This is a genomic window from Dyella mobilis (genome assembly GCF_016904945.1).
Classification (GTDB): domain Bacteria; phylum Pseudomonadota; class Gammaproteobacteria; order Xanthomonadales; family Rhodanobacteraceae; genus Dyella_B; species Dyella_B mobilis.
On record NZ_JADIKF010000037.1, the window covers coordinates 117,493 to 138,702 of the forward strand.

The window sequence follows — 21,210 nt, forward strand, 5'->3', positions numbered from 1 at the left end:
CGTTTAGACGTCCCATCCACGGCAACTGGCCCGACCGCCGGCAAATATTGCCAAAGCAAACACTTACGCCTCCTCAGCAACCCTGTCGCCCCCAGCGGGAAAGAAGGGTTAAAATCCTGTAGTTCCGGCAGGGCGCACCGCATGATCCCCCATCGGACGGTTTTCGACGGCCGACTGCGACCCTGAAATCCGGCATACGACGCGCTCCCCCACGGCCACGTATCGTGCACGCCAACGCGTGCAGGGCTTAAGGTCGTGAGGGCGCCGGCGTCGCCCCCGCAATTACCGAGGAACACAGGTTTTGAACACAGCGAACGAGACGGCAGCACAGCAACGCAACCCCGGCGTCAGCGGCATGAGCCTGTATGTCCCCCAGCCCCGCGTCCCCCTGCAGGCCTGGTGCGAATGGACCGGCAATTCCTGGGACAAGGTGCAAGCCGTGGTCGGTCGCAGCTTCCGCCGGCCCGCCCCGTATGAAGACGCGTACACCATGGCGGCCACGGCCGTGCTGCGCCTGATTCGCCAATACAACCTCGATCCGCGCAACATCGGGCAGCTGGCACTCGGTACCGAAAGCAGCAAAGACAATTCCGCCGGCGCGGTGATCGTGCGCGGCATGGTTGATCGCGAACTGCAACGCATGGGCCTCCCGCGACTGTCGCGCCAGCTCGAGGTGCCCGAGTTCAAGCATGCCTGCCTTGGTGGCGTGTATGCGCTCAAGAGCGCGCTGCGCTACGTTGCTTTCGACGCCAAGGGCAAGCAGGCGATTGTGGTGTGCAGCGATATCGCCGAATACGAGCGTGGCTCCAGCGGCGAGCAGACCCAGGGGGCCGGTGCGGTGGCCATGCTGGTGGAAGCCGATCCCAAGCTGTTCGAGGTGGACCTGGCCCACGCCGGCAGCGCCTCGGATTATCGCGGCCCGGATTTCCGCAAGCCGTTCGCCCGCCATTTCGACCAGGACTATGGCCAGCGCAGCAAGCGCGCGCACGATTTCCCGGTATTCAGCGGCAAATACTCCACCTTCGCCTATCTCGACGAAACCGGCCAGGCCGTGGATGCGATGCTCGAACGCCTGGGCATCTCCGACCTCGATTTCATCAACGGCGCCGAGGGCCTGTTCTTCCACCGTCCGTACCACATGATGCCGCTGCAGGCGCTGGCCTTCATTTACGCCCGCGCCCTGGCTCGTGCACCGCAGCCCAACGCCGAATTCCAGGCCTTGTGCGGACAGGGGGGCGTCTCGCCCGAAGGCGTGGTCGAAGAATGCCGCAACAAGCCGGACCTGTTCGGCGAATTCGTGCGCCTCGGCGCCGGCGCCGACGCTGCGCAGGAGCCGCATCCGTTGACCACCAAGCTGTCCGGCGTGGTGCGCAAGAGTCCCGCCTTCCAGCAGTTGCTGGCCACCCGCGTAAAGCTGGGCACCGACTGGGCGATGGAGCTGGGCAACCTGTATACCGCTGCACTGCCGGCCTGGATTGCCGCCGGTTTCGAGCAAGCGCTGGAAAACGGCGTGGAACTGGCCAACGCCAAGCTCTATGCCATCGGCTACGGCAGCGGCGATGCTTCGGAGGCGATTCCGCTCAAAGCAGTGCCGCACTGGCGCGAGGCGGCTGGAAAGATCGGCTTCCGCAAATCCCTGGCCGCGGCCACCGACCTGTCGCAGCAGCAATACGAAGATCTGCACGATGGCAAGCACGACGTGGTGCTGGATTGCCCGCCGAGCGACCAGTTCAAGATTGCGCGCACTGGCAGCACCTATGAAGCCAGCTTCCAGGATCTGGGCGTGGACTACTACGAGTTCGTGCCCTGATTCCCCGGCCGGGACCGCCATGGCGGTCCCGGCATACACGCCCCTCCATGCGCCGGGGTGTGTCAGCCCCGGGCGCCTTTCGCTAGGGCCTGTTAGCACTATTTTCGTGGCCCGCGCCGGGAGCTGTTTGCGCGCCAGCCAAGGAAGAGTGAGGGAGTGTACGTCCGTACACGACCGAGCGATGACGTAGGATGACGGGCAAACAGACCCGGCCCGAAGGGTTGCCGTTGAGTGGCCGCCATGCGGCAGCGCGCGACACCGGCTTGGCAGCCAGCCAAGTCAGTGCCGCGCACTACCACCTGACGGCCACTCAACGACAACGCGGGCTACGAAAATAGTGCTAACAGGCTCTAGACTCCGCTCGCCACGCAAACCACGGGCCGCGCGCATCATGTTCAAACTCAAGGGCATGCTTTCGCTTCAATCCGGCGACCAGACCCTGGGCGGCGCCGACCGCATCGCCCTGCTGGCGAAAATTGCCGAGACCGGATCGATCACCGCCGCCGCGCGCGCCGTCGGCATGAGCTACAAAGGTGCCTGGGATGCGATCGACGCCATGAACAATCTGGCCGACGAGCCCCTGGTGATGCGTGCTGCCGGCGGCAAGGGCGGCGGCGGCACGCACCTGACCGAGCGCGGTCAGCGCCTGATTGAAACGTTCGCCGCACTCGAAAGCGTGCACCGGCAATTTCTCGCCCATTTCGAATCGCTGGCCGATGCTTCAGCCACCGACATCACGCTGATAAGGAGCCTCATGTTCCGCACCAGTGCACGCAATCAGCTGTCGGGCCGCGTGGTGGCGATACGCAAAGGCGTCATCAACGACACCGTCGAACTGGAACTGCCCGGCGGCGAACGCGTAGTCGCCACGCTCACCAGCGAAAGCACGCTCGATCTCGGCCTCGAAGTGGGCACCGAGGCGATCGCGCTGATCAAGGCCTCTTCGGTGCTGGTGGGGCTTCCCGATCACCGCGTGCGCCTGTCCGCGCGCAATCAATTTCCCGGCACGGTCATCCAGGTCACGCTGGGACCGGTGAATGCGGACGTGCGCATCCGCCTGGCCGGCGGCAGCGTGATGAGCGCCGTGGTCACCGTGGAAAGCGCGACGGCGCTGGAGTTGCAAGAAGGCCTGGCCGTGATGGCCATCGTCAAGGCTTCGAGTGTGATTCTCGGCACGAGTCGCTAAGGCTTCGCGGCAAAATGCCCGGCATTCGTCACGGTTATCCCCCGAAAATCGTCATATACTCGACTACATAACGCCTGCAAATGGCGCGGGGATCGTCAAGCAGATGCTTTGGGGTCGTGGATGCACCTCCATCCCGCGATGGAGCAAGCAGTATCGGCACCTGGCAGGAATCGCCTTCCTGCTGCTCGGGCTCGCGTTGCCGGTTTCCTTCGTCCGCGCACAGGCCGCTCCCACCCCGGCCAGCATTCGCGTGATGGTGGAAGGCAAGCCGCCGATGATCCTCGATCGCCACGTGTTGGCCGCGATGCCGCGCGCCAGCGTCGACACAGCAGCCATCCATCACGAACCGCCTGCGCATTGGCAAGGCGTGAATCTCGAGGATGTTCTTCAGCGTGCTGGCGCGCCAAGTGGCGAGTCCCTGCGCGGACACGGCCTGGCCACCATCGTGCGCGTCACCGCCACCGATCACTACCAGGTGGTTTTCAGCCTGGGCGAACTCGACCCGATGCTCGGCAACCAGCAGGTGCTGCTGGTCGATACGCAGGATGGCCATCCGCTGGCCAAGAACGGGCCGTTTCGCCTGGTCGTGCCCAACGACAAGCGTCCGGCGCGCTGGATTCACGACGTCTCCACCATCGAAGTCATCGATAGCCGCACCGCTACACCCTGATCCACCCGCCTTACTGCTGCGCCAACAGTGAACGTGATGTGCCATCCATTCACCGGGAGAGCCTTGCATGCGAAAGAATTGGATCATCGCCCTGGCCGCGACAGGCCTGGTCGCCACCAGCGCCGTGGCACAAGCCGACGATAGCTACGGCCTGGACAATATCTTCACCGACGGCCACGTCGACGGCGACCTGCGCCTCTACAACTTCAACCGTTGGTACGACAGCAAGACCACGCCCAACGCCAGCGCATTTTCTGTCGCGGCCTTGGTGAACGCGCAAACGGGCACCTTCTTCGGCGGCTTCAGCATCGGCGGTTCGTTCGTCACCTCCAACTCGCTGGGCACGCATTCGGACGAACTGGCCAAGATCGATACCACGCTGGCCGGCCCCAACAACTCCATCGGCGCCTTCAGCCAGGCCTACCTGCAATTCAAGCGCGACATGTTCCTGTTTCGCGGCGGCTATCAATACCTGGCCGACGACCCGTGGATGGGCAACAACGATTCGCGCATCATCCCTTCCTCGTACAACGCCTTGCTCGTGCAGGTCACGCCGCTGACCGGATGGAATCTGTTCGCCGTGCGCGAATACAGCTGGAAGAGTCGCACCTCCTACGGCATGTACCCCGACAACTTGTATTACCCGTCGAAATTCGACGGCGATTCGATGTACGGCAACAATGGCTCATTGCCGCTCCAGGCACGCACGGCACCGGGAACCTGGGAAGGCGGCACCACCTACGTAAACGGCGGCCTCAGCGCACAATTGCGCTATTACGATTTCATGAACTTTGCGCGTACCTTCTACACCGTAGACAGCTACGTGTTCCGCACCGACACGGGCTTCGATCCGGTAATCGGCGCGCAGTACCTCAGCCAGAACTACGGCTCTGACAATCGCTTCAGCGAGAACGACACCAAACTGTTCGGCATTGCCGGTGATCGCGTAAAAAGCCAGGCCATCGGCGGCGACCTTGGCGTGATGATCCCCAACGGCCGCTTCGACATTTACTACAACAAGCTCGCACGCGAAGACGGTGCGGTGGGCGGCGGCGCGCTGATCTCGCCCTTCACCACCAACTACGGCACCGACCCGCTGTTCACCACGTCGATGATCCGCGGCCTGGTCGAAGCCGGCCCCGGTCGCGCATGGAAAGGCAAATTCACCTACGACCTGTTCGACAAGAAGCTGGAACTCACGGCCGCCTATGCGAAGTACCTCACCGATTACCGCGGGCACAGCCACGATCTGTACTTCGACGTGATCTATCATCTGGACGGCTATCTGCGCGGACTGACCTTGCGCGACCGCTGGGAGCTCTCCAATGGCGGCATCGACAATCTCAACCCGACCAACCAGACCTTCGTCTATAACCGCGTGATGATCGACTACAAGTTCTAGGAAAGGCTGCGGGCCATCATGAAATTCCGCTGAGGAAGCGCGGCGAAGGCATGCCTCGCCACCTTCCCTCGATCGGATCTCGCGCCTATGATCGGCGCAATCATTTTGCGGAGTTCTTCATGCGCGCCATCCTCTTCATCATCGGCGTAGCGCTGCTGGTCGGCGGCTTGTGGGTGGTTTTCGGCCACGGCGGCTACACCCAGACCGACACCGTCTTCCAGCTCGGCTCGGCCAAGCTCACCGCCACCCATCAGAAAGCCTTTCCGGAATGGATGGGCATTGCGGGCATCGTGGTAGGCGCATTGCTCGCATTGGGCGGCATCTTCTCCAAGCGCTGACAGCTCGCCTCCGCTATCTGAAGGGGCGTGAAGGAGATGCATGGCCGCCCAGCGGCTACAATGCGCACGATGGATGTCTCCTACCTGATCGATTCGCTCAACGATGCGCAGCGCGAAGCCGTCTGCGCGCCGCCCGGCCACTATCTGGTCCTCGCCGGTGCCGGCTCCGGCAAGACGCGCGTGCTCACACACCGTATCGGTTGGCTCAACCAGGTCGAGCGCGTGCCGCCGTGGGGCATTCTCGCGGTAACGTTCACCAACAAGGCCGCCGGCGAAATGCGCGCGCGCCTGGACAACCTGATTCCGGGGGGCATCCAGGGGCTTACCGTAGGCACGTTCCACGGCATCGCGCACCGCCTGCTGCGCCGGCATTGGCGCGAAGCGGGATTGCCGGAAAGCTTCCAGATTCTGGATGCCGACGACCAGCAGCGCCTGGTCAAGCGCGTGGTCGCAGGGCTCGGCCTGGACGAAGCACGCTTTCCGCCGCGCCAGGCCACCTGGCAGATCAACAGCTGGAAAGACGAAGGCAAGCGCGCGGAAAACATCGAGCACGGCCAGCACCCGGTCACCCGCACCCTGGTGCAGATCTACCAGGCCTATGAAGATGCCTGCCGCCGTGCCGGCCTGGTCGACTTCGCCGAACTGCTGTTGCGCGCGCACGAACTTTGGTTGAAGCAGCCGGCCATCCTGGAGCATTACCAGCAACGCTGGCGCCACGTACTGGTCGACGAATTCCAGGACACCAACGCCTTGCAATATGCCTGGATCCGCGTGCTGGCCGGCCAGACCAGCCAGGTGTTCGTGGTGGGGGACGACGATCAGTCGATCTACGGCTGGCGCGGGGCCAAAGTAGAGAACGTGCAGCAGTTTCTGCGCGACTTTCCCGGCGCACGCACCATCAAGCTGGAACAGAACTACCGCTCCACCTCGAACATTCTCAAAGCCGCCAACAGCGTCATCGAGCGCAACGGCAATCGTCTCGGCAAACAATTGTGGACGGCCGGCGACGAAGGCGAGCGCATCGCCGTGTATGCCGCGTACAACGAACAAGATGAAGCGCGGTTCGTCGTCGAACGCATTCGCGAATACATCGCCGAGCATGGCGAAGCCAAGGACTGCGCGATCCTGTATCGCTCCAACGCCCAGTCGCGCAATTTCGAAGAACAGCTGATCCAGCACGATATTCCTTATCGCGTATACGGCGGACTGCGCTTTTTCGAGCGTGCGGAAATCAAGGATGCCCTCTCCTACCTTCGCCTCACCGCCAATCGTCACGACGACGCGGCCTTCGAGCGCGCCGTGAATACGCCGCCTCGCGGCATCGGCGACCGCACGCTGGATGTATTGCGCCGGCGTGCACGCGGCGAAGGCATTTCGATGTGGGAGGCTGCATTGAACGAGCTTTCCAGCAGCAACGAGCTGGCAGGGCGCGCCAAGAATGCGGTGAAAGGCTTTCTTGGCATGATCGACGGGATGGCGCGGACTTTTGCTCCCGCTTCGCAGCAGGAAGAGGGTTGGACTGAAGGGTCGCTGTTGCCCGAAGCCCCCACTTCGAACGCTCCCTCACCCAACCCTCTCCCCAGAGGGGAGAGGGCTTCAAACGCGCTGCCACTATCCGAACAGATCGATCACGCCATCGTGCAATCGGGCCTGCGCGACTTCTACGAAAAGGACAGCCGCGGCAACGCCGAATCGCGCGTGGAAAATCTCGACGAACTGGTCAACGTAGCCAGCCGCTTCGAGATGACGCCCGACGATATCGAAGCGGGCCTGAGCGAGCTCTCCGCGTTCCTGTCGCACGCCGCGCTGGAAGCCGGCGAAGGCCAGGGCGAATCGTGGGACAACTGCGTGCAGTTGATGACCTTGCATTCGGCCAAGGGACTGGAATTTCCGCTGGTTTTCCTGGTCGGCCTGGAAGAAGGCCTGTTTCCCAGCCAACGCTCGGTGGAAGACGAAGGGCGCCTGGAGGAAGAGCGCAGGCTCGCCTACGTCGGCATCACCCGCGCGCGCGAACGCCTGGTGATCACTCACGCCGAATCGCGCCGCATGCACGGCACCGAGATGCTGGCGCGCCCCTCGCGCTTCCTCGGCGAAGTGCCGCCATCGCTGATCGACGAAGTGCGTCCGCGCGTGCAGGTAAGCCGGCCGCTGTACGCCGGTCGTTTCGCCGAACCGGCACCATCGCTCAAGGAAGACCTGCCGGTGAAGCTGGGGCAGCGCGTCAACCACCCCACGTTCGGCGAAGGCGTGGTGATCAGCGCCGAAGGCAGCGGCGCGCATACCCGGCTGCAGGTGAACTTCGAAGGTGCCGGCAGCAAGTGGCTGGTTGCCGCTTACGCCAACCTCACTCCGCTATAGGAAGGGATACCGATGAGCAAGCGACACCCCATCCGCGAGAGCGCGCGACAGCTCAGCTACGTGCAGCAACAACTGGTGCAGCTCTACAAGGGCATGCCCTGGGGCCATCGCCTGCTGAAGGGCTTGTCGATGGGGCTGCAGGCCTTGGCAGGTGCCAGCCTCGGCTACGGGCTGGGGTTGCTGCTCCACACGCAGCAGGCGTTCTGGGCCGCGTTGACCGCCATCTCGGTGACCCAGCAGACGTACCTGGATACGCGCAATTCCTCCCGCGACCAGGTGATCGGCGCCGCGATCGGCGCGGCGGTCGCCATCGCGGCTACGTATCTGATCGGCGACAGCTATCTGTGCTACGGCGGCACCATGGTGGCCGTCATCATGCTGTGCTGGTGCTTCAACGTCGGCAACGCCGGCAAGCTGAGCGCCACCACCGCCACTATCGTCATGCTGGTGCCGCACGAAGGCGCGTTCTGGACAGTGGCGCTGACCCGCCTGGGCGAAGTCACCCTGGGAATCGGCTGTGCCCTGGTCGTTACCGGGGCAGCCAACTGGATCGAGCGTCGCTGGCTCAATCACTGGACTGCCGGCGACGCCTGAGGACCTGTTCAGTGTCTCGGCCCGGTCCCCTATGATGGCCCGCGTAGCCCAGACCCGAGCAGGGACCGCAATCGATGGCGAAACTGATCCCCTCCCGCAATAGCAGCCTGGCGCAGATGCAGGCGGGCGAGAAGCGCTTTTCCGAGCGTCTGGAACAGAAGCTCGAAGACGACTACCTGCTCTGGTACGACGTACCGATCGGCCCGCGCCAGACCCGGCCCGATTTCGTGGTGTTCCATCCGCGCCGCGGCCTGCTGGTGCTGGAAGTAAAGGACTGGAAGCAGGACACCATCAGCGCCGCCGACAAGACCCAGTTCACCCTGATCACCAGCCAAGGCGCCGTCAGGCAACACAATCCGCTGCTCCAGGCGCGCGCTTACGCGCTGGAAATCAAGGTGATGCTGGAGCGCGATCCAGCCCTGCGCCATCCCGCCGGACACCGGCACGAAGGCCACGTGATCATGCCCTGGGCCCATGGCGTGGTGTTGAGCAACATCAGCCGCAAGCAATTCGAAGACGGCAACCTGCAGGAAGTGATTCCCGCGCACCTGGTGATCTGCCGTGACGAAATGGTCGACACGGTCGATGCGGAAACCTTCCAGGAACGACTGTGGGCGATGTTCACGCAGGTGTTTCCCTGCGCGCTGACGCTGCCGCAGATCGATCGCATCCGTTGGCACATGTTTCCGGAGTTGCGCGTGGAATGGGGCGAAGGCCAGTTCGGCCTGCCCTATGGCGAAGACACCGATGAAAAAAAGGTCATCGCCATTCCCGACCTGATCCGCGTGATGGATACGCAACAGGAACAGCTGGCACGCTCGCTCGGCGACGAACACCGCATCATTCACGGCGTGGCCGGTTCCGGCAAGACCATGATCCTGGGTTATCGCGCCATCCATCTGGCACGCAAGCTGGCCAAGCCGATCCTGGTGCTCTGCTACAACAAGACCCTGGCCGCGCGCCTGGACCAATTGATGGGCGAGCGCGGCCTCAGCGACAAGGTGCAGGTCTACAACTTCCACAAGTGGTGCCGGAAGATGCTAGAGGCCTACCACGAACCGCTGCCGCCAGAGGGCGAGGGCTTCTTCGAGGCCATGGTCGAGCGCGTGATGGCCGCGGTGGAAGCGGGCCGCATTCCGCGTTTCCAATATGGTGCGGTGCTGATCGACGAAGGCCACGACTTCGAGCCGGAATGGTATCAGCTGATCGTGCAGATGGTCGATCCGGATACCAACGCCCTGCTCGTGCTCTACGACGATGCGCAGAACATCTACGGCAAGGCCGATCGGGCCAAATTCACCTGGAAAAGCGTGGGCGTTCAGGCGCAGGGACGCACCACCATCCTGCGCATCAACTACCGCAATACGCTGGAAATTCTCTCGGTAGCCCGCCGCTTCGCCCACGAGCTGCTCGACGAACGCGAGGGCGACAACGATGGCGTGCCGCTGATTGCGCCGGAAAGCGCCGGCCGTCGCGGTGCAGTACCCGAGTTGATCCGCACCGAAAATGCCAATGCCGAATTGCGCACCTTGATCGAGCGGCTGCGCAGCGCACGGGAACGCGGTCGCAAGCTTTCGGATGCGGCAGTGATCTTCCGCCACAAGTGGGAGGGCGAGAAAATCCAACAGGCGCTGCAAGAGGCGGGAATCGCCTGTCGCCTGGCGGACAGCATCGGCAAGCGCTCGCTGTACAGTGCCGAGGACAGCGTCAAGCTGGTCAGCATGCATTCCAGCAAGGGCCTGGAATTTCCGCTGGTGATCATTCCTTACGTGGGCGGCATGCCCAAGCCGGACCAGGATGAAGCACTTGAGGCGCGATTGCTGTATGTCGCCATGACCCGTGCCACCGAACAACTCGTGTTGATTCATCACGAGGAATCGGTATTCACTGCGCGCATTCGCGGATCGATCAACGACATCCAGCAGCAACTTGCCCCACCGCAACTGTCGGGCGCCATTTCGTAGGTCGGGTTAGCGCAGCGTAACCCGCCCTCCATGGGCAACGTTTCCACAATCAAAGCTAAACGCAGGCTCTTGCCGTGAAACCCGGCTGCCGCGAGCCGGTCCATCACTGTCGATACCCCTGTGTTTCGACAAATCATGAACAACGACGCGGAAACTCAGCCTCAGCTGCTCGATCACGACATTTGTACGCACATCTTTACCGCCTCGGCCGCCATGGTGGGCGTGTGCCTCACGGTGATCGGCATCCTTCGCGCGGTGGTTTCGCTGCGGCACACGGATGTGTTGGGTGACGATCTGCTGGCCATCAACGCCATGGCCTACCTCGCCGCCTGCCTGATGTCCTATTGGGCGCTGCGCACCCGCAGCCTGGGGCGCAATCATCGGCTGGAACGCATCGCCGATGTATTGTTTCTGGCTGCCCTGACCCTGACCGCGGTGAACGCGGCCTTCATTACCTGGGCAGTGTCCGCGTTCCACTGATCTTCCGCCGCCCTGGCCGACGCAGGGAGGGCGAAGGCCTGGAAAGCGTCGAGCGGTGACGCCCTTTCCGTCGGGCAGGTTCCCGGCCGCGTAAAAAATTTACGCGTTCTATACGCCCGCAGGGTTTTTCGCTACCCGCTTCTTATGCCCCGATCCTTACAGTGCGCAGCTGTGAGGCATTGAGTGACACCCATGGACGTTATCTACCTGCTTTTCGGCTTCGTGCTGGCTGCGGCCACGCTGGGCTTCCTGCTGCTCTGCGACCGACTGGGGCCACGCAGCTGAGCGGTCCTGCCGGACCGTGACTCTCTAACGGAGCAAATCCCATGAACTTCTTCTATGGACTGGCCGCCGTGATCGCGGTGGCGCTGACGGTCTATTTGTGCGTGGCGCTGTTGAAACCGGAGTGGTTCGAATGACTTTCAACGACTTCATCCAGATCGGCATCTATCTGGTCGTCCTGTTGCTGCTCATCAAGCCGATGGGCCGCTACATGGCGCACGTGTATGCCGACGAACCCAACCGCATCCACCGCGTGGGTGGCGGGCTGGAGCGGCTCATCTATCGCCTTTGCGGCATTCAGGCCGACGAAGAGATGGGCTGGAAGCGCTACGCGATTTCCATGCTGCTGTTCAACGTGTTCGGCATGGTGCTGACCTATGCCTTCCTCCGCCTGCATCAGTGGCTGCCGCTGAATCCGCAGCATTTCCCGGCGCTGAGCCCGGACCTGTCGATCAACACGGCGGTCAGCTTCGTCACCAATACCAATTGGCAGGCCTATTCCGGCGAATCGACGATGAGCTACCTGAGCCAGATGGCGGCTTTGGCAGTGCAGAACTTCGTCTCGGCAGCCATGGGTATTGCCGTACTGGTGGCGGTGGTGCGTGGCTTTGCCCGCAAGACCGCAAAGACCATCGGCAACTTCTGGGTGGACCTCACCCGCACCCTGCTGTACGTGCTGCTGCCGGTGTCGTTTGTGCTGGCCATGCTGCTGGTATCCCAGGGCGTGATCCAGAACTTCAAGCCGTACGTGGACGTGCCGGTGGTGCAGACCACGACGTACGCCAACCCGGTCACCGATGCGGCTGGCAATCCGGTCAAGGATGCCCAAGGCAATGCCGTCACCAAGCCGGCACAGCTCACCACGGAAACCCTGCCGATGGGCCCGGCGGCTTCGCAGATCGCGATCAAGATGCTCGGCACGAACGGTGGCGGCTTCTTCGGTGCCAACTCGGCGCATCCGTATGAAAACCCCACGCCGTTCTCCAACTTCCTGGAAATGCTGGCGATCTTCCTGATCCCGGGCGCGCTGTGCATCACCTTCGGTGAGATGGTGGGCGACCGCCGCCAGGGTTGGGCAATTCTTGCCGCCATGCTGGTGATCTTCATTCCGCTCACCATTGGTGTGACCGCCGCCGAGCAGGCCGGCAACCCGATCCTGCATGGCCTGTCGATCGACCAGCACGCCTCGGCGCTGCAATCGGGCGGCAACATGGAAGGCAAGGAAACCCGTTTCGGCATCGCTGCCAGCAGCCTGTTCACGGCCGTCACCACCGCCGCTTCCTGCGGCGCGGTGAACAACATGCACGACTCGCTCACCCCGCTGGGCGGCCTGGTGCCGATGTGGCTGATGCAGTTGGGCGAAGTGATCTTCGGCGGCGTCGGTTGCGGTCTGTACGGCATGCTCGCTTTCGCAGTGGTCGCAGTGTTCATTGCCGGTCTGATGGTGGGCCGCACACCCGAATACCTGGGCAAGAAGATCGAAGCGTACGAGATGAAAATGGCGAGCCTCGCCGTGCTGATTCCCTGCGCGCTGGTCGTGATCTGCACCGCCATTGCCGTGATGACACCCTCGGCCGTCGCCACCGTGGGCAACCCGGGCGCGCACAGCTTCAGCGAAATCCTCTACACGGTGACGTCTGCCACCAATAACAACGGCAGTGCTTTCGGCGGCCTGAACGCGAACATCCCCTTCTGGAACGTGATGCTGAGCGTGTGCATGTTCCTGGCGCGCTACACCCTGGCGATCGCGATGCTGGCGCTGGCGGGTTCCGTGGCCGCGAAGAAGCACGTGCCCGAATCGTCCGGCACGCTGCCCACGCACACGCCGTTGTTCGTGACGCTGCTTGCCAGCGTGGTGATCATCGTCGGCGCACTTACCTTTTTGCCCGCCCTGGCACTCGGCCCTATTGCCGAATACCTGATGTCGGCGCACTGATTTTTCGGCTGCTTTTATTAGGAATGTCGATTCCATGACTTCGCATACACACGCCGTCAGCTCATTCGATCGCGCATTGATCTGGAAGGCCGTCGGAGACTCGTTCCGCAAACTTCACCCGCGCTTGCAGTTCCGCAACCCGGTGATGTTCGTGGTGTTCGTCTGCAGCATCCTGACCACCCTGCTGTGGGTGCAGGCGCTGACCGGCCACGGCGAAGCGCCGACCGGTTTCATTTTCTGGGTCAGCATCTGGCTGTGGTTCACACTGCTGTTCGCCAACTTCGCCGAAGCCCTCGCCGAGGGTCGCGGCAAGGCGCAGGCAGCCGCCTTGCGCAGCTCGCGCAAGGATGTGATCGCCAAAAAACTGGCCGAGCCCAAGCGCGACGCTACCATCGTATTCACCCCGTCCAGCGAACTGCGCGCCGGCCACTTCGTGCTGGTGGAAGCGAACGAGCAGGTGCCGGGCGACGGTGAAGTGCTGGTCGGCGCCGCGAGCGTCGACGAAAGCGCCATCACCGGCGAATCCGCGCCGGTGATTCGCGAAGCCGGTGGCGACCGCAGCGCGGTGACCGGCGGCACGCGCGTACTGTCGGACTGGCTGGTGATGAAGATCACCAAGAACCCGGGCGAAAGCTTCCTCGATCGCATGATCGCGATGGTAGAAGGCGCCGCACGCCGCAAGACGCCGAACGAGATCGCGCTGACCATCCTGCTGGCCAAGTTCACGCTGATCTTCCTGCTGGCTTGCTCCACCCTGCTGCCCTACTCCATCTACAGCGTGCAGGTGGCCGGCAAGGGCAACCCGATCACCCTGACCGTGCTGATCGCGCTGCTGGTGTGCCTGATTCCGACCACCATCGGTGCGTTGCTTTCGGCGATCGGTATTGCCGGCATGGATCGCATGATCCGCGCCAATGTGATTGCCACTTCGGGCCGTGCCGTGGAAGCTGCCGGCGACGTGGACGTGCTGCTGCTGGACAAGACCGGCACCATCACGCTCGGCAATCGCCAGGCGGTGGCTTTCCATCCCGCACCGGGTATCGAAGAGCGCACGCTGGCCGATACCGCGCAGTTGGCCTCCTTGGCCGACGAAACGCCGGAAGGTCGCAGCGTGGTGGTGCTGGCGAAAGAGAAGTTCGGCCTGCGCGAACGCGAACTGGAATCCCTGCATGCCGAGTTCGTGCCGTTCACCGCACAGACCCGCATGAGCGGTGTGGACATGGGCGAGCGCCGCATCCGCAAGGGCGCGCTGGATGCGGTGGAACGTTATCTGGATGGCCAGGGCAGCCATTTGCCGCCTGCCGTCAAGCGCATGGCCGAAGACATCGCCCGCCGCGGCGCCACGCCGCTGATCGTGACCGAAGGCGACCGCGCCCTCGGCGTGATCGAACTGAAGGACATCGTGAAGGGCGGCATCAAGGAGCGTTTCGCCGAACTGCGCCGCATGGGCATCAAGACCGTGATGGTGACCGGCGACAACCCGCTCACTGCTGCCGCCATTGCTGCCGAAGCGGGCGTGGACGACTTCCTCGCCGAAGCCACGCCGGAGGCCAAGCTCAAGCTCATTCGGCAGATGCAGTCGCAAAGCCGCCTGGTGGCGATGTGCGGCGACGGCACCAACGATGCGCCGGCGCTGGCCCAGGCCGACGTGGCGGTGGCGATGAACACCGGCACACAGGCAGCGAAAGAGGCCGGCAACATGGTCGATCTGGATTCCAACCCGACCAAGCTGATCGAGGTGGTGGAGATCGGCAAGCAGATGCTGATCACGCGCGGCTCGCTGACCACGTTCTCGATCTCCAACGACGTGGCCAAGTATTTCGCCATCATTCCGGCCGCGTTCGCGACCACCTACCCTGCCCTGAATGCGCTGAACGTGATGAAGCTGGCCACCCCGCAGAGCGCCATCCTGTCGGCGGTGATCTTCAACGCGCTGATCATCATTTTTCTCATTCCGTTGGCATTGAAGGGCGTGAAATACCGCGCACTCGGTGCCGGTGCACTGCTGCGCCGGAACTTGCTGATCTACGGCCTTGGCGGCATCGTGGTGCCGTTCCTCGGCATCAAGCTCATCGACATGCTGCTCGTCTTGTTTGGACTCGCCTGAGGAGGCGTTGCGCTATGCAAACCCTGAAACTGAGTGTCTCGCTACCCGATGCTGATCACCCGCAAATGGAATTACGCGTCTCGTCCAACGATTCCGACTGCGACGTAGTGATCGAGCTACCCGTACGCGGCCAGTCCAGGGGGGAAGCCGGCAGGGCGCCTGATGCGCCCAGGACGGCGGAAGACGAATACGTGCTTGGCGGTTACGCCGGCATCTGACCAACAAAATCGGCGTCGCTTAGAGCCTGTTTGATGTCTCAGCGTAGTTCGCCTAGTTGTTGAGTCATTGCCAGGTGGTCGTGCGTGGCGCAGCGCCAGACTGGCTGTCTGGTCAAGTCACGCGCGGCCGCATGGCAATCACTCAGCAGCCAGGCGGGCTGCGGGGAGACATTAAACAGGCTCTTATCGGGCGATGCCGCCCAGTAACGCCCCGTTTGAGAGGAAGGTATGTTTTACAAGAAGGCTCTTGTCGCTTCCATTTTGCTAGCCGTCGCGCCGATGTCGCAGGTATTGGCCCAGTCGACCAACGTCAGCAGCCAGCCCGTCAGCGCTCCGCCGGCTGCGTCCGTCGTCGCGGAAAGCGGCGATTGCAGCAAAGGTTTCTTGTCGCGTTTTGCCGCTGCCTACCGCGAGGATGCGCAGCCAGCTGATCCGAATACACCTTCGCCGGCACGCCGTGCGATGGACGCCCCGCTGGACTCTCCGCCCTTCCCAAGTGCCGAATGGCAGCTGGGCGGTGTCGCGAACCCGATCGGTGTACCCGATGGAAACGACACTTATCCGCTGGAAAAAGCCCTCGGTTGCACCAAGCTGGGCAACTGGATGCAGCGTAACCACATCGAAGTCTTCGGCTGGGTCACGCCGGCGGCGAACCTGAGTACGTCCAACTCGTCCAACGCACCGCTCTCCTATAACACGCGCGCCAACCGCATCGAACTCGACCAGTTCGTCGCCACCATCACGCGCGTGGAAGATACCGTGCAGACCGATCACATCGATTGGGGTTTCGATATCTCCAATCTTTACGGCTACGACTATCACTACACCGTGACCAAGGGCGTTTTCAGCAACCAGCTGCTGAACAATCCCGCGCCGACCCAGCCGAGCAACGGCAAAATCTACGGCGACGATCCCATGCTGTTCTACGGCGACATCTATATTCCATGGGTGGCCGAGGGCATGGTGATCCGCATCGGCCGCTATCTGTCATTGCCGGATATCGAAGCTCAGTTCTCGCCGCAAAACTATCTGATGACTCACTCGATCCTCTACACCGAGGACCCGTACACCCAGACCGGCATCATGACCACGACCCGGCTGAATCAGCAGTGGACCTTCCAGATCGGCGTGAACGCCAGCAATGACACGGCGCCCTGGAACAGCTCGGCGCGACCGTCACTACAGACCTGCTTGCGCTGGGTGTCCGCCGACAATAACGACATGCTCTACCCCTGCGTGAACAATTGGAATAAATCGGACGTCAATTACAACAACGTGCAGATGTATGTGGCCACCTGGGGCCACAAGTTCAGCAAGCGCGTGCACATGCAGACCGAAGCCTATCGCCTGTACGGCCGCAACATTCCCGGTTTCGGGCCGGGCGGCACGCGAGGCGTCGCCGGCTCTTCCGAATTTGCCGGAACGGCAGGCACGTTCGGCGTTGTGAACTATCTGAACTTCGAGCTGGACAGCAACAACATGCTGTCGTTCCGCAACGAGTTCTACAACGACGAAAAGGGATACAAGACCGGCTACGCCACGCGCTACAGCAGCCACACGCTTGGCATTACGCACTACGTGACACAGGATCTGGAGATCCAGCCGGAAATCCGCTACGAGCATTCGTATGACGCCAATGCCTACAACGGCGGCAATCGCGACTATCAGTTCGTCGCCCTGCTCGACGCGATCATTCACTACTGAGGTAACCGCCATGAGCCGGTTGATTCGCAATGCCCTTTCCATGCTGATCGTGATGACCGTCATCACCGGCCTGGTCTATCCGCTGGTTGCCACCGGTGTGGCGCAAGTGCTGTTTCCGCACCAGGCCAACGGCAGCCTGATCATGCGTGACGGCAAGCCGATCGGTTCGGAACTGATCGGCCAGAGCTTCGACGACCCCAAGTATTTCTGGGGTCGTCCGTCGGCCACTTCGCCACAGCCGGACAACGGTACCGCCTCCAACGGTTCCAACCAGGGCCCGAGCAATCCGGCCCTGAGCGATGCGGTGAAGCAGCGTATCGATGCGCTGCAGAAGGCCGATCCGGATAATCACGCCGCGATACCGGCTGACCTGGTGACGGCTTCGGGCAGCGGCCTCGATCCGGAAATCAGTCCGGCTGCCGCGCAGTACCAGATTGCCCGCGTGGCACGCGTGCGCAAGTTAGGCACTGACCAGGTGCAACAACTGGTGGCGCAGTACACGCAGGGCCGTCAACTGGGTTTGCTAGGCGAGCCACGCGTGAACGTGCTGCAGTTGAATCTGGCACTGGACAAGTTGCAGGCACGTTGATTCGCTCTTCCTGCTTTTCCCTGCGAGGAGAGGATTGAGGTGAGTAGCCAATCTTGCGAAGGCGCTGCTTCAAAGCGTTTTTCCAGTCAGCGTCATCGCGAGATTGTCCCCTCATCCCAACCTTCTCCCCGGAGGGGAGAAGGAGTAAACGCAAAGAGCCCATTCATTCCCTCTCCCCGAGGGAGAGGGAGCTAAGATGTGAGCATGACCGAAGCCTCCCGTGACGCACGCGCCGACGCCCTGCTCGATGTCGTGCAGGAAGACAGCAGCCGCCGCCTGAAGATTTTCCTGGGTGCCGCACCTGGCGTGGGCAAGACCTACGCCATGCTGTCTGCCGCGCGCGAACTCAAGCGCCAGGGCATTGACGTAGTGGTCGGGCTGGTGGAAACGCACGGCCGCGCCGAAACGGCCGCCATGCTCGAAGGACTGGAGGTGTTGCCGCGGCTCACCTTGAATTACCAGGGGCGCGATTTCACCGAGTTCGATGTCGATGCGGCGCTGGCGCGCAAACCGGCAATCCTGCTGGTGGACGAACTGGCTCATCGCAATGTTCCTGGCAGCCGCCACGAACGCCGTTGGCAGGATATCGCCGAGCTGCTCGACGCGGGCATCGAGGTCTATACCGCGCTCAACGTGCAGCACCTGGAAAGCCTCAACGACCAGGTGCGCCGCATCACCGGCATCACCGTGCGCGAAACCGTGCCGGACGCGTTCCTCGATCGCGCACGCGACATCGTGCTGATCGATCTGCCGCCACGCGAACTGATCGGCCGCCTGCGACAAGGCAAGGTCTACGTACCGGAAACTGCCGCCGCCGCGCTCGATGCCTTCTTCTCGCCCACCAACCTGGGCGCCTTGCGCGAGCTGGCGGTGGACACCGTCGCTGGCCACGTCGACAGCGATCTGCGCGAGCACATGCTGGCGCGCGGCAGCGCAATGCCGGTGCGCCGGCGTGTCATGGCGGCCATCGACGGATATGCTCAAAGCGAATACCTGGTGCGCATCGCGCGCCGCATTGCAGAACGGCGCAGTGCGCCGTGGAGTGTCGTGTTCGTCGATACGGGGGCGCCGCTGGATAACGCGCGGCGCGAACGCGTCGACACCGCCATGCGCCTGGCACGCCGTCTTGGCGGCGACGCCACCGTACTGCGCGGCCATGCGATTGCCGACGAATTGCTGGTACACGCCGATCGCGAAGGCGTCGGCCAGATCATTTTGGGGCGCACGCGCGAGCGCCTGCTTGCCCGCATATTCGGCCGCTCGTTGACGCAGCAATTGCTGCGCCGGGGCGCCCATCTGGAATTGACCATTATCGCCACACCGGCGGAGCGCGTACGCGCACGCCGGCGATTGCGCCTGATGCCGGCGCGCGGGCGACGCGACGAATACATTTTCGCCACCGTGGTCACTGCGCTGGCGATCGGCCTGGCGTTCATCGCCGATCGCTATCTTTCGGTGGCCAATCTCGCCTTGATCTTTCTTACCGGCGTGATGATCGTCGCGGTGCGTACGCGCATGGCGGTGGCGATGTACACCGCCATCCTGTGCTTCATCGGCTACAACTTCTTCTTTGCGCCGCCGCGCTACACGCTGGCCATTTCCAATCCGGACGATGTCCTGGCGGTCACCCTGTTCCTGTTGGTGGCGCTGATCTGCAGTCGCCTTGCCACACGGCTGGCCAGCCAGGTGGAATCGCTGCGCGCCGCGCACGATTACTCGCACGCGCTGCTGACACTGGGCCAACGTCTCGCCGCCAGCGCCGATGCCGACGGCGTGCGCGAAGTCGGTGCTGCCGCACTGGCACACGGCCTGCGTTGCGAGGCAGCGATTCTGTCGCGCGACGTGGAACATCATCTGCAGGTATCGGCCAACAGTTCGCGCACGCTGAACATGAGCACGCAGGACATGGCCGCGGCGGAATGGTGCGAGCAACACGCCGAACCGGCCGGGCGCTTCACCGATACGCTCAACGCCGCCCGTTGCTGGATGCTGCCGCTGGGCACGGACGATCGCCATCTTGGCGTGGCCGCCCTGCACTTCGAAAACGGCAATTCGCCGGACACCGAACGGCGCAGCCTGGCGTTGGCGATGGTGCAGGATATCGGCCAGGCGCTGGAGCGTGCCAGGCTCGCGTCGGAACTGGAAGGCGCGCGCGTGCAGGGCGAAACCGAACGCCTGCGCAACGCCCTGCTGTCATCCGTATCGCACGATCTGCGCTCGCCGCTGGCGTCGATGATCGGCTCGGCCGGCACGCTTTCCAGTTACTGGGATCAATTGCCCGCCGAAGAGCGCCAGGAGCTGCTCGGCGCCATCCTCGGCGAGGGCCAGCGACTGGATCGTTATATCCAGAACTTGCTGGACATGACCCGGCTTGGCCATGGCACGCTGAAACTCAACCGCGATTGGACCGACGCGGCGGAAATCGTCGGCTCGGCCATCACGCGCCTGCGCAAACTGTTTCCCGAGTTGCGCGTGGACACGCTTCTGCCCGGCGAGACGGTGCTGCTGTTCGTGCACCCGGCACTGATCGAGCAGGCGCTGTTCAACATCCTGGAAAACGCGGCGCGCTTCTCGCCGCCCGGCGAAGCGGTGCGCGTGATCGTGCGCGTGGCGGGCGACCGGCTGTTCTTCGACGTGGTCGACCGCGGCCCCGGCATTCCGGAAGAGGAACGCGCACGCATCTTCGACATGTTCTATTCCGTGGCCCGCGGCGATCGTGCGCCGCAGGGCACCGGCCTTGGACTGGCGATCTGCCGCGGCATGATCGGCGCGCACGGCGGCAGCGTAGAGGCCTTGCCCGGCGACGGCGTTGGCACCACCATCCGTATCAGCCTGCCCCTGCCCAATCCGCCCGCGCCATGAGTGCTGCCAACCCTAGCGTGCTGGTCATCGACGACGAGACGCAGATCCGCAAGTTTCTCGATATCGGCCTGCGCGCCGAGGGTTATGACGTGCTGCTGGCGGCCAACGGCGCGGAAGGCCTGGCGCTGGCCGCCACGCGCGACCCGGATGTGATCGTGCTGGATATCGGCCTGCCCGATCGCGAAGGTCACGACGTGCTGGCCGAATTACGCCAATGGACGCAGGTACCCGTGCTGATGCTGTCGGTGCGCGACACCGAGCAGGAAAAAGTGAAAGCACTGGACGCCGGCGCCAACGATTACATGACCAAGCCGTTTGGCATCCAGGAGTTGATGGCCCGCCTGCGTGCTTTGCTGCGCAATCGCGTCGTGGGTACCGAAGCCCCGCCGCGTTATGAGGATGAGCGCCTGCACATCGACCTGGGCCTGCGCGAAGTCATGCTAGACGGCACCCCTCTGGCGCTGACGCGCAAGGAATACGCCGTGCTGGCCATGCTGGTGCGCCACGCGGGACGCGTGGTGAGTCAGCAGCAATTGTTGCGCGAGATATGGGGCGGCACGCACGTGCAGGACACGCATTACTTGCGCATCGTGCTGGGCAAGTTGCGGCAGAAGCTGGGGGATGACCCGGCCACGCCCCGCTGGCTGAAAACCGAACCCGGTGTGGGCTATCGCTTTCTTCCAGGCGGCCCTTGAACTGCGCGCCATAGT

The 21,210-nt window shown here is 63.1% G+C and carries 17 protein-coding genes; all 17 read left to right on the top strand.

Translation table 11 applies throughout. From position 1 onward, the window contains the following. The first annotated feature begins 301 nt into the window (after positions 1–301). The 17 genes from ISS99_RS06455 (at position 302) to ISS99_RS06535 (ending at position 21,195) form a co-directional block, all read left to right on the top strand. A complete protein-coding gene (locus ISS99_RS06455) occupies positions 302–1,810 on the top strand; it encodes a hydroxymethylglutaryl-CoA synthase family protein (RefSeq protein WP_204630783.1) in 1,509 nt (502 codons plus the stop codon). A gap of 391 nt (positions 1,811–2,201) precedes the next feature. Then, complete coding sequence (locus tag ISS99_RS06460) at positions 2,202–2,996, top strand: TOBE domain-containing protein (protein WP_204630784.1); 795 nt, start codon at positions 2,202–2,204, stop codon at positions 2,994–2,996. 103 nt (positions 2,997–3,099) lie between these two features. After that, positions 3,100–3,666, top strand: a complete 567-nt coding sequence (locus tag ISS99_RS06465; protein ID WP_204630785.1) for a molybdopterin-dependent oxidoreductase — start codon at positions 3,100–3,102, stop codon at positions 3,664–3,666. A gap of 67 nt (positions 3,667–3,733) precedes the next feature. After that, positions 3,734–5,068: a hypothetical protein gene (locus tag ISS99_RS06470; RefSeq protein ID WP_204630786.1), complete on the top strand. Its 1,335-nt coding sequence runs from the start codon at positions 3,734–3,736 to the stop codon at positions 5,066–5,068. 119 nt (positions 5,069–5,187) lie between these two features. Next, on the top strand, positions 5,188–5,406 hold the full coding sequence (locus ISS99_RS06475; RefSeq protein WP_204630787.1) for a hypothetical protein: 219 nt from the start codon (positions 5,188–5,190) through the stop codon (positions 5,404–5,406). 69 nt (positions 5,407–5,475) lie between these two features. Continuing rightward, on the top strand, positions 5,476–7,764 hold the full coding sequence (locus ISS99_RS06480) for a DNA helicase II (RefSeq protein ID WP_204630788.1): 2,289 nt from the start codon (positions 5,476–5,478) through the stop codon (positions 7,762–7,764). Between the two features lie 12 nt (positions 7,765–7,776). Then, positions 7,777–8,358 carry an FUSC family protein gene (locus tag ISS99_RS06485; protein WP_204630789.1) on the top strand — a complete coding sequence of 194 codons (582 nt, stop codon included), beginning with the start codon at positions 7,777–7,779 and terminating at the stop codon, positions 8,356–8,358. 74 nt (positions 8,359–8,432) lie between these two features. After that, positions 8,433–10,322, top strand: coding sequence for a DEAD/DEAH box helicase (locus ISS99_RS06490; protein WP_204630790.1), 1,890 nt, complete (start codon positions 8,433–8,435; stop codon positions 10,320–10,322). Between the two features lie 135 nt (positions 10,323–10,457). Further along, the gene (locus tag ISS99_RS06495; RefSeq protein WP_204630791.1) at positions 10,458–10,802 is read left to right on the top strand and encodes a hypothetical protein; all 345 of its coding nucleotides are present in this window, start codon (positions 10,458–10,460) and stop codon (positions 10,800–10,802) included. Between the two features lie 326 nt (positions 10,803–11,128). Beyond that, on the top strand, positions 11,129–11,221 hold the full coding sequence (gene kdpF / locus ISS99_RS06500) for a K(+)-transporting ATPase subunit F (protein ID WP_115496368.1): 93 nt from the start codon (positions 11,129–11,131) through the stop codon (positions 11,219–11,221). Next, on the top strand, positions 11,218–13,020 hold the full coding sequence (gene kdpA / locus ISS99_RS06505; protein WP_204630792.1) for a potassium-transporting ATPase subunit KdpA: 1,803 nt from the start codon (positions 11,218–11,220) through the stop codon (positions 13,018–13,020). The genes kdpF and kdpA overlap by 4 nt, the downstream gene beginning before the upstream one ends. 34 nt (positions 13,021–13,054) lie before the next feature. Continuing rightward, positions 13,055–15,127: a potassium-transporting ATPase subunit KdpB gene (kdpB, locus tag ISS99_RS06510; protein WP_204630793.1), complete on the top strand. Its 2,073-nt coding sequence runs from the start codon at positions 13,055–13,057 to the stop codon at positions 15,125–15,127. A 14-nt stretch (positions 15,128–15,141) separates the two neighbouring features. Then, on the top strand, positions 15,142–15,345 hold the full coding sequence (locus tag ISS99_RS06515) for a hypothetical protein (RefSeq protein ID WP_204630794.1): 204 nt from the start codon (positions 15,142–15,144) through the stop codon (positions 15,343–15,345). Between the two features lie 228 nt (positions 15,346–15,573). Beyond that, a complete protein-coding gene (locus ISS99_RS06520) occupies positions 15,574–17,049 on the top strand; it encodes an outer membrane beta-barrel protein (RefSeq protein ID WP_204630795.1) in 1,476 nt (491 codons plus the stop codon). Between the two features lie 10 nt (positions 17,050–17,059). Next, on the top strand, positions 17,060–17,638 hold the full coding sequence (gene kdpC, locus ISS99_RS06525) for a potassium-transporting ATPase subunit KdpC (protein WP_204630796.1): 579 nt from the start codon (positions 17,060–17,062) through the stop codon (positions 17,636–17,638). A 204-nt stretch (positions 17,639–17,842) separates the two neighbouring features. Beyond that, a complete protein-coding gene (locus ISS99_RS06530; RefSeq protein WP_204630998.1) occupies positions 17,843–20,500 on the top strand; it encodes a sensor histidine kinase in 2,658 nt (885 codons plus the stop codon). Continuing rightward, a complete protein-coding gene (locus tag ISS99_RS06535; RefSeq protein WP_204630797.1) occupies positions 20,497–21,195 on the top strand; it encodes a response regulator in 699 nt (232 codons plus the stop codon). The genes ISS99_RS06530 and ISS99_RS06535 overlap by 4 nt, the downstream gene beginning before the upstream one ends. Positions 21,196–21,210 lie beyond the last annotated feature (15 nt).

What these genes read in the sequence shown, in the direction of transcription:
- ISS99_RS06460 (WP_204630784.1), top strand. Translation starts at nt 2,202, where the DNA reads ATGTTCAAACTCAAGGGCATGCTTTCGCTTCAATCCGGCGACCAGACC.
- ISS99_RS06465 (WP_204630785.1), top strand. Translation starts at nt 3,100, where the DNA reads ATGCTTTGGGGTCGTGGATGCACCTCCATCCCGCGATGGAGCAAGCAG.
- ISS99_RS06470 (WP_204630786.1), top strand. Translation starts at nt 3,734, where the DNA reads ATGCGAAAGAATTGGATCATCGCCCTGGCCGCGACAGGCCTGGTCGCC.
- ISS99_RS06475 (WP_204630787.1), top strand. Translation starts at nt 5,188, where the DNA reads ATGCGCGCCATCCTCTTCATCATCGGCGTAGCGCTGCTGGTCGGCGGC.
- ISS99_RS06480 (WP_204630788.1), top strand. Translation starts at nt 5,476, where the DNA reads ATGGATGTCTCCTACCTGATCGATTCGCTCAACGATGCGCAGCGCGAA.
- ISS99_RS06485 (WP_204630789.1), top strand. Translation starts at nt 7,777, where the DNA reads ATGAGCAAGCGACACCCCATCCGCGAGAGCGCGCGACAGCTCAGCTAC.
- ISS99_RS06490 (WP_204630790.1), top strand. Translation starts at nt 8,433, where the DNA reads ATGGCGAAACTGATCCCCTCCCGCAATAGCAGCCTGGCGCAGATGCAG.
- ISS99_RS06495 (WP_204630791.1), top strand. Translation starts at nt 10,458, where the DNA reads ATGAACAACGACGCGGAAACTCAGCCTCAGCTGCTCGATCACGACATT.
- kdpF (WP_115496368.1), top strand. Translation starts at nt 11,129, where the DNA reads ATGAACTTCTTCTATGGACTGGCCGCCGTGATCGCGGTGGCGCTGACG.
- kdpA (WP_204630792.1), top strand. Translation starts at nt 11,218, where the DNA reads ATGACTTTCAACGACTTCATCCAGATCGGCATCTATCTGGTCGTCCTG.
- kdpB (WP_204630793.1), top strand. Translation starts at nt 13,055, where the DNA reads ATGACTTCGCATACACACGCCGTCAGCTCATTCGATCGCGCATTGATC.
- ISS99_RS06515 (WP_204630794.1), top strand. Translation starts at nt 15,142, where the DNA reads ATGCAAACCCTGAAACTGAGTGTCTCGCTACCCGATGCTGATCACCCG.
- ISS99_RS06520 (WP_204630795.1), top strand. Translation starts at nt 15,574, where the DNA reads ATGTTTTACAAGAAGGCTCTTGTCGCTTCCATTTTGCTAGCCGTCGCG.
- kdpC (WP_204630796.1), top strand. Translation starts at nt 17,060, where the DNA reads ATGAGCCGGTTGATTCGCAATGCCCTTTCCATGCTGATCGTGATGACC.
- ISS99_RS06530 (WP_204630998.1), top strand. Translation starts at nt 17,843, where the DNA reads ATGACCGAAGCCTCCCGTGACGCACGCGCCGACGCCCTGCTCGATGTC.
- ISS99_RS06535 (WP_204630797.1), top strand. Translation starts at nt 20,497, where the DNA reads ATGAGTGCTGCCAACCCTAGCGTGCTGGTCATCGACGACGAGACGCAG.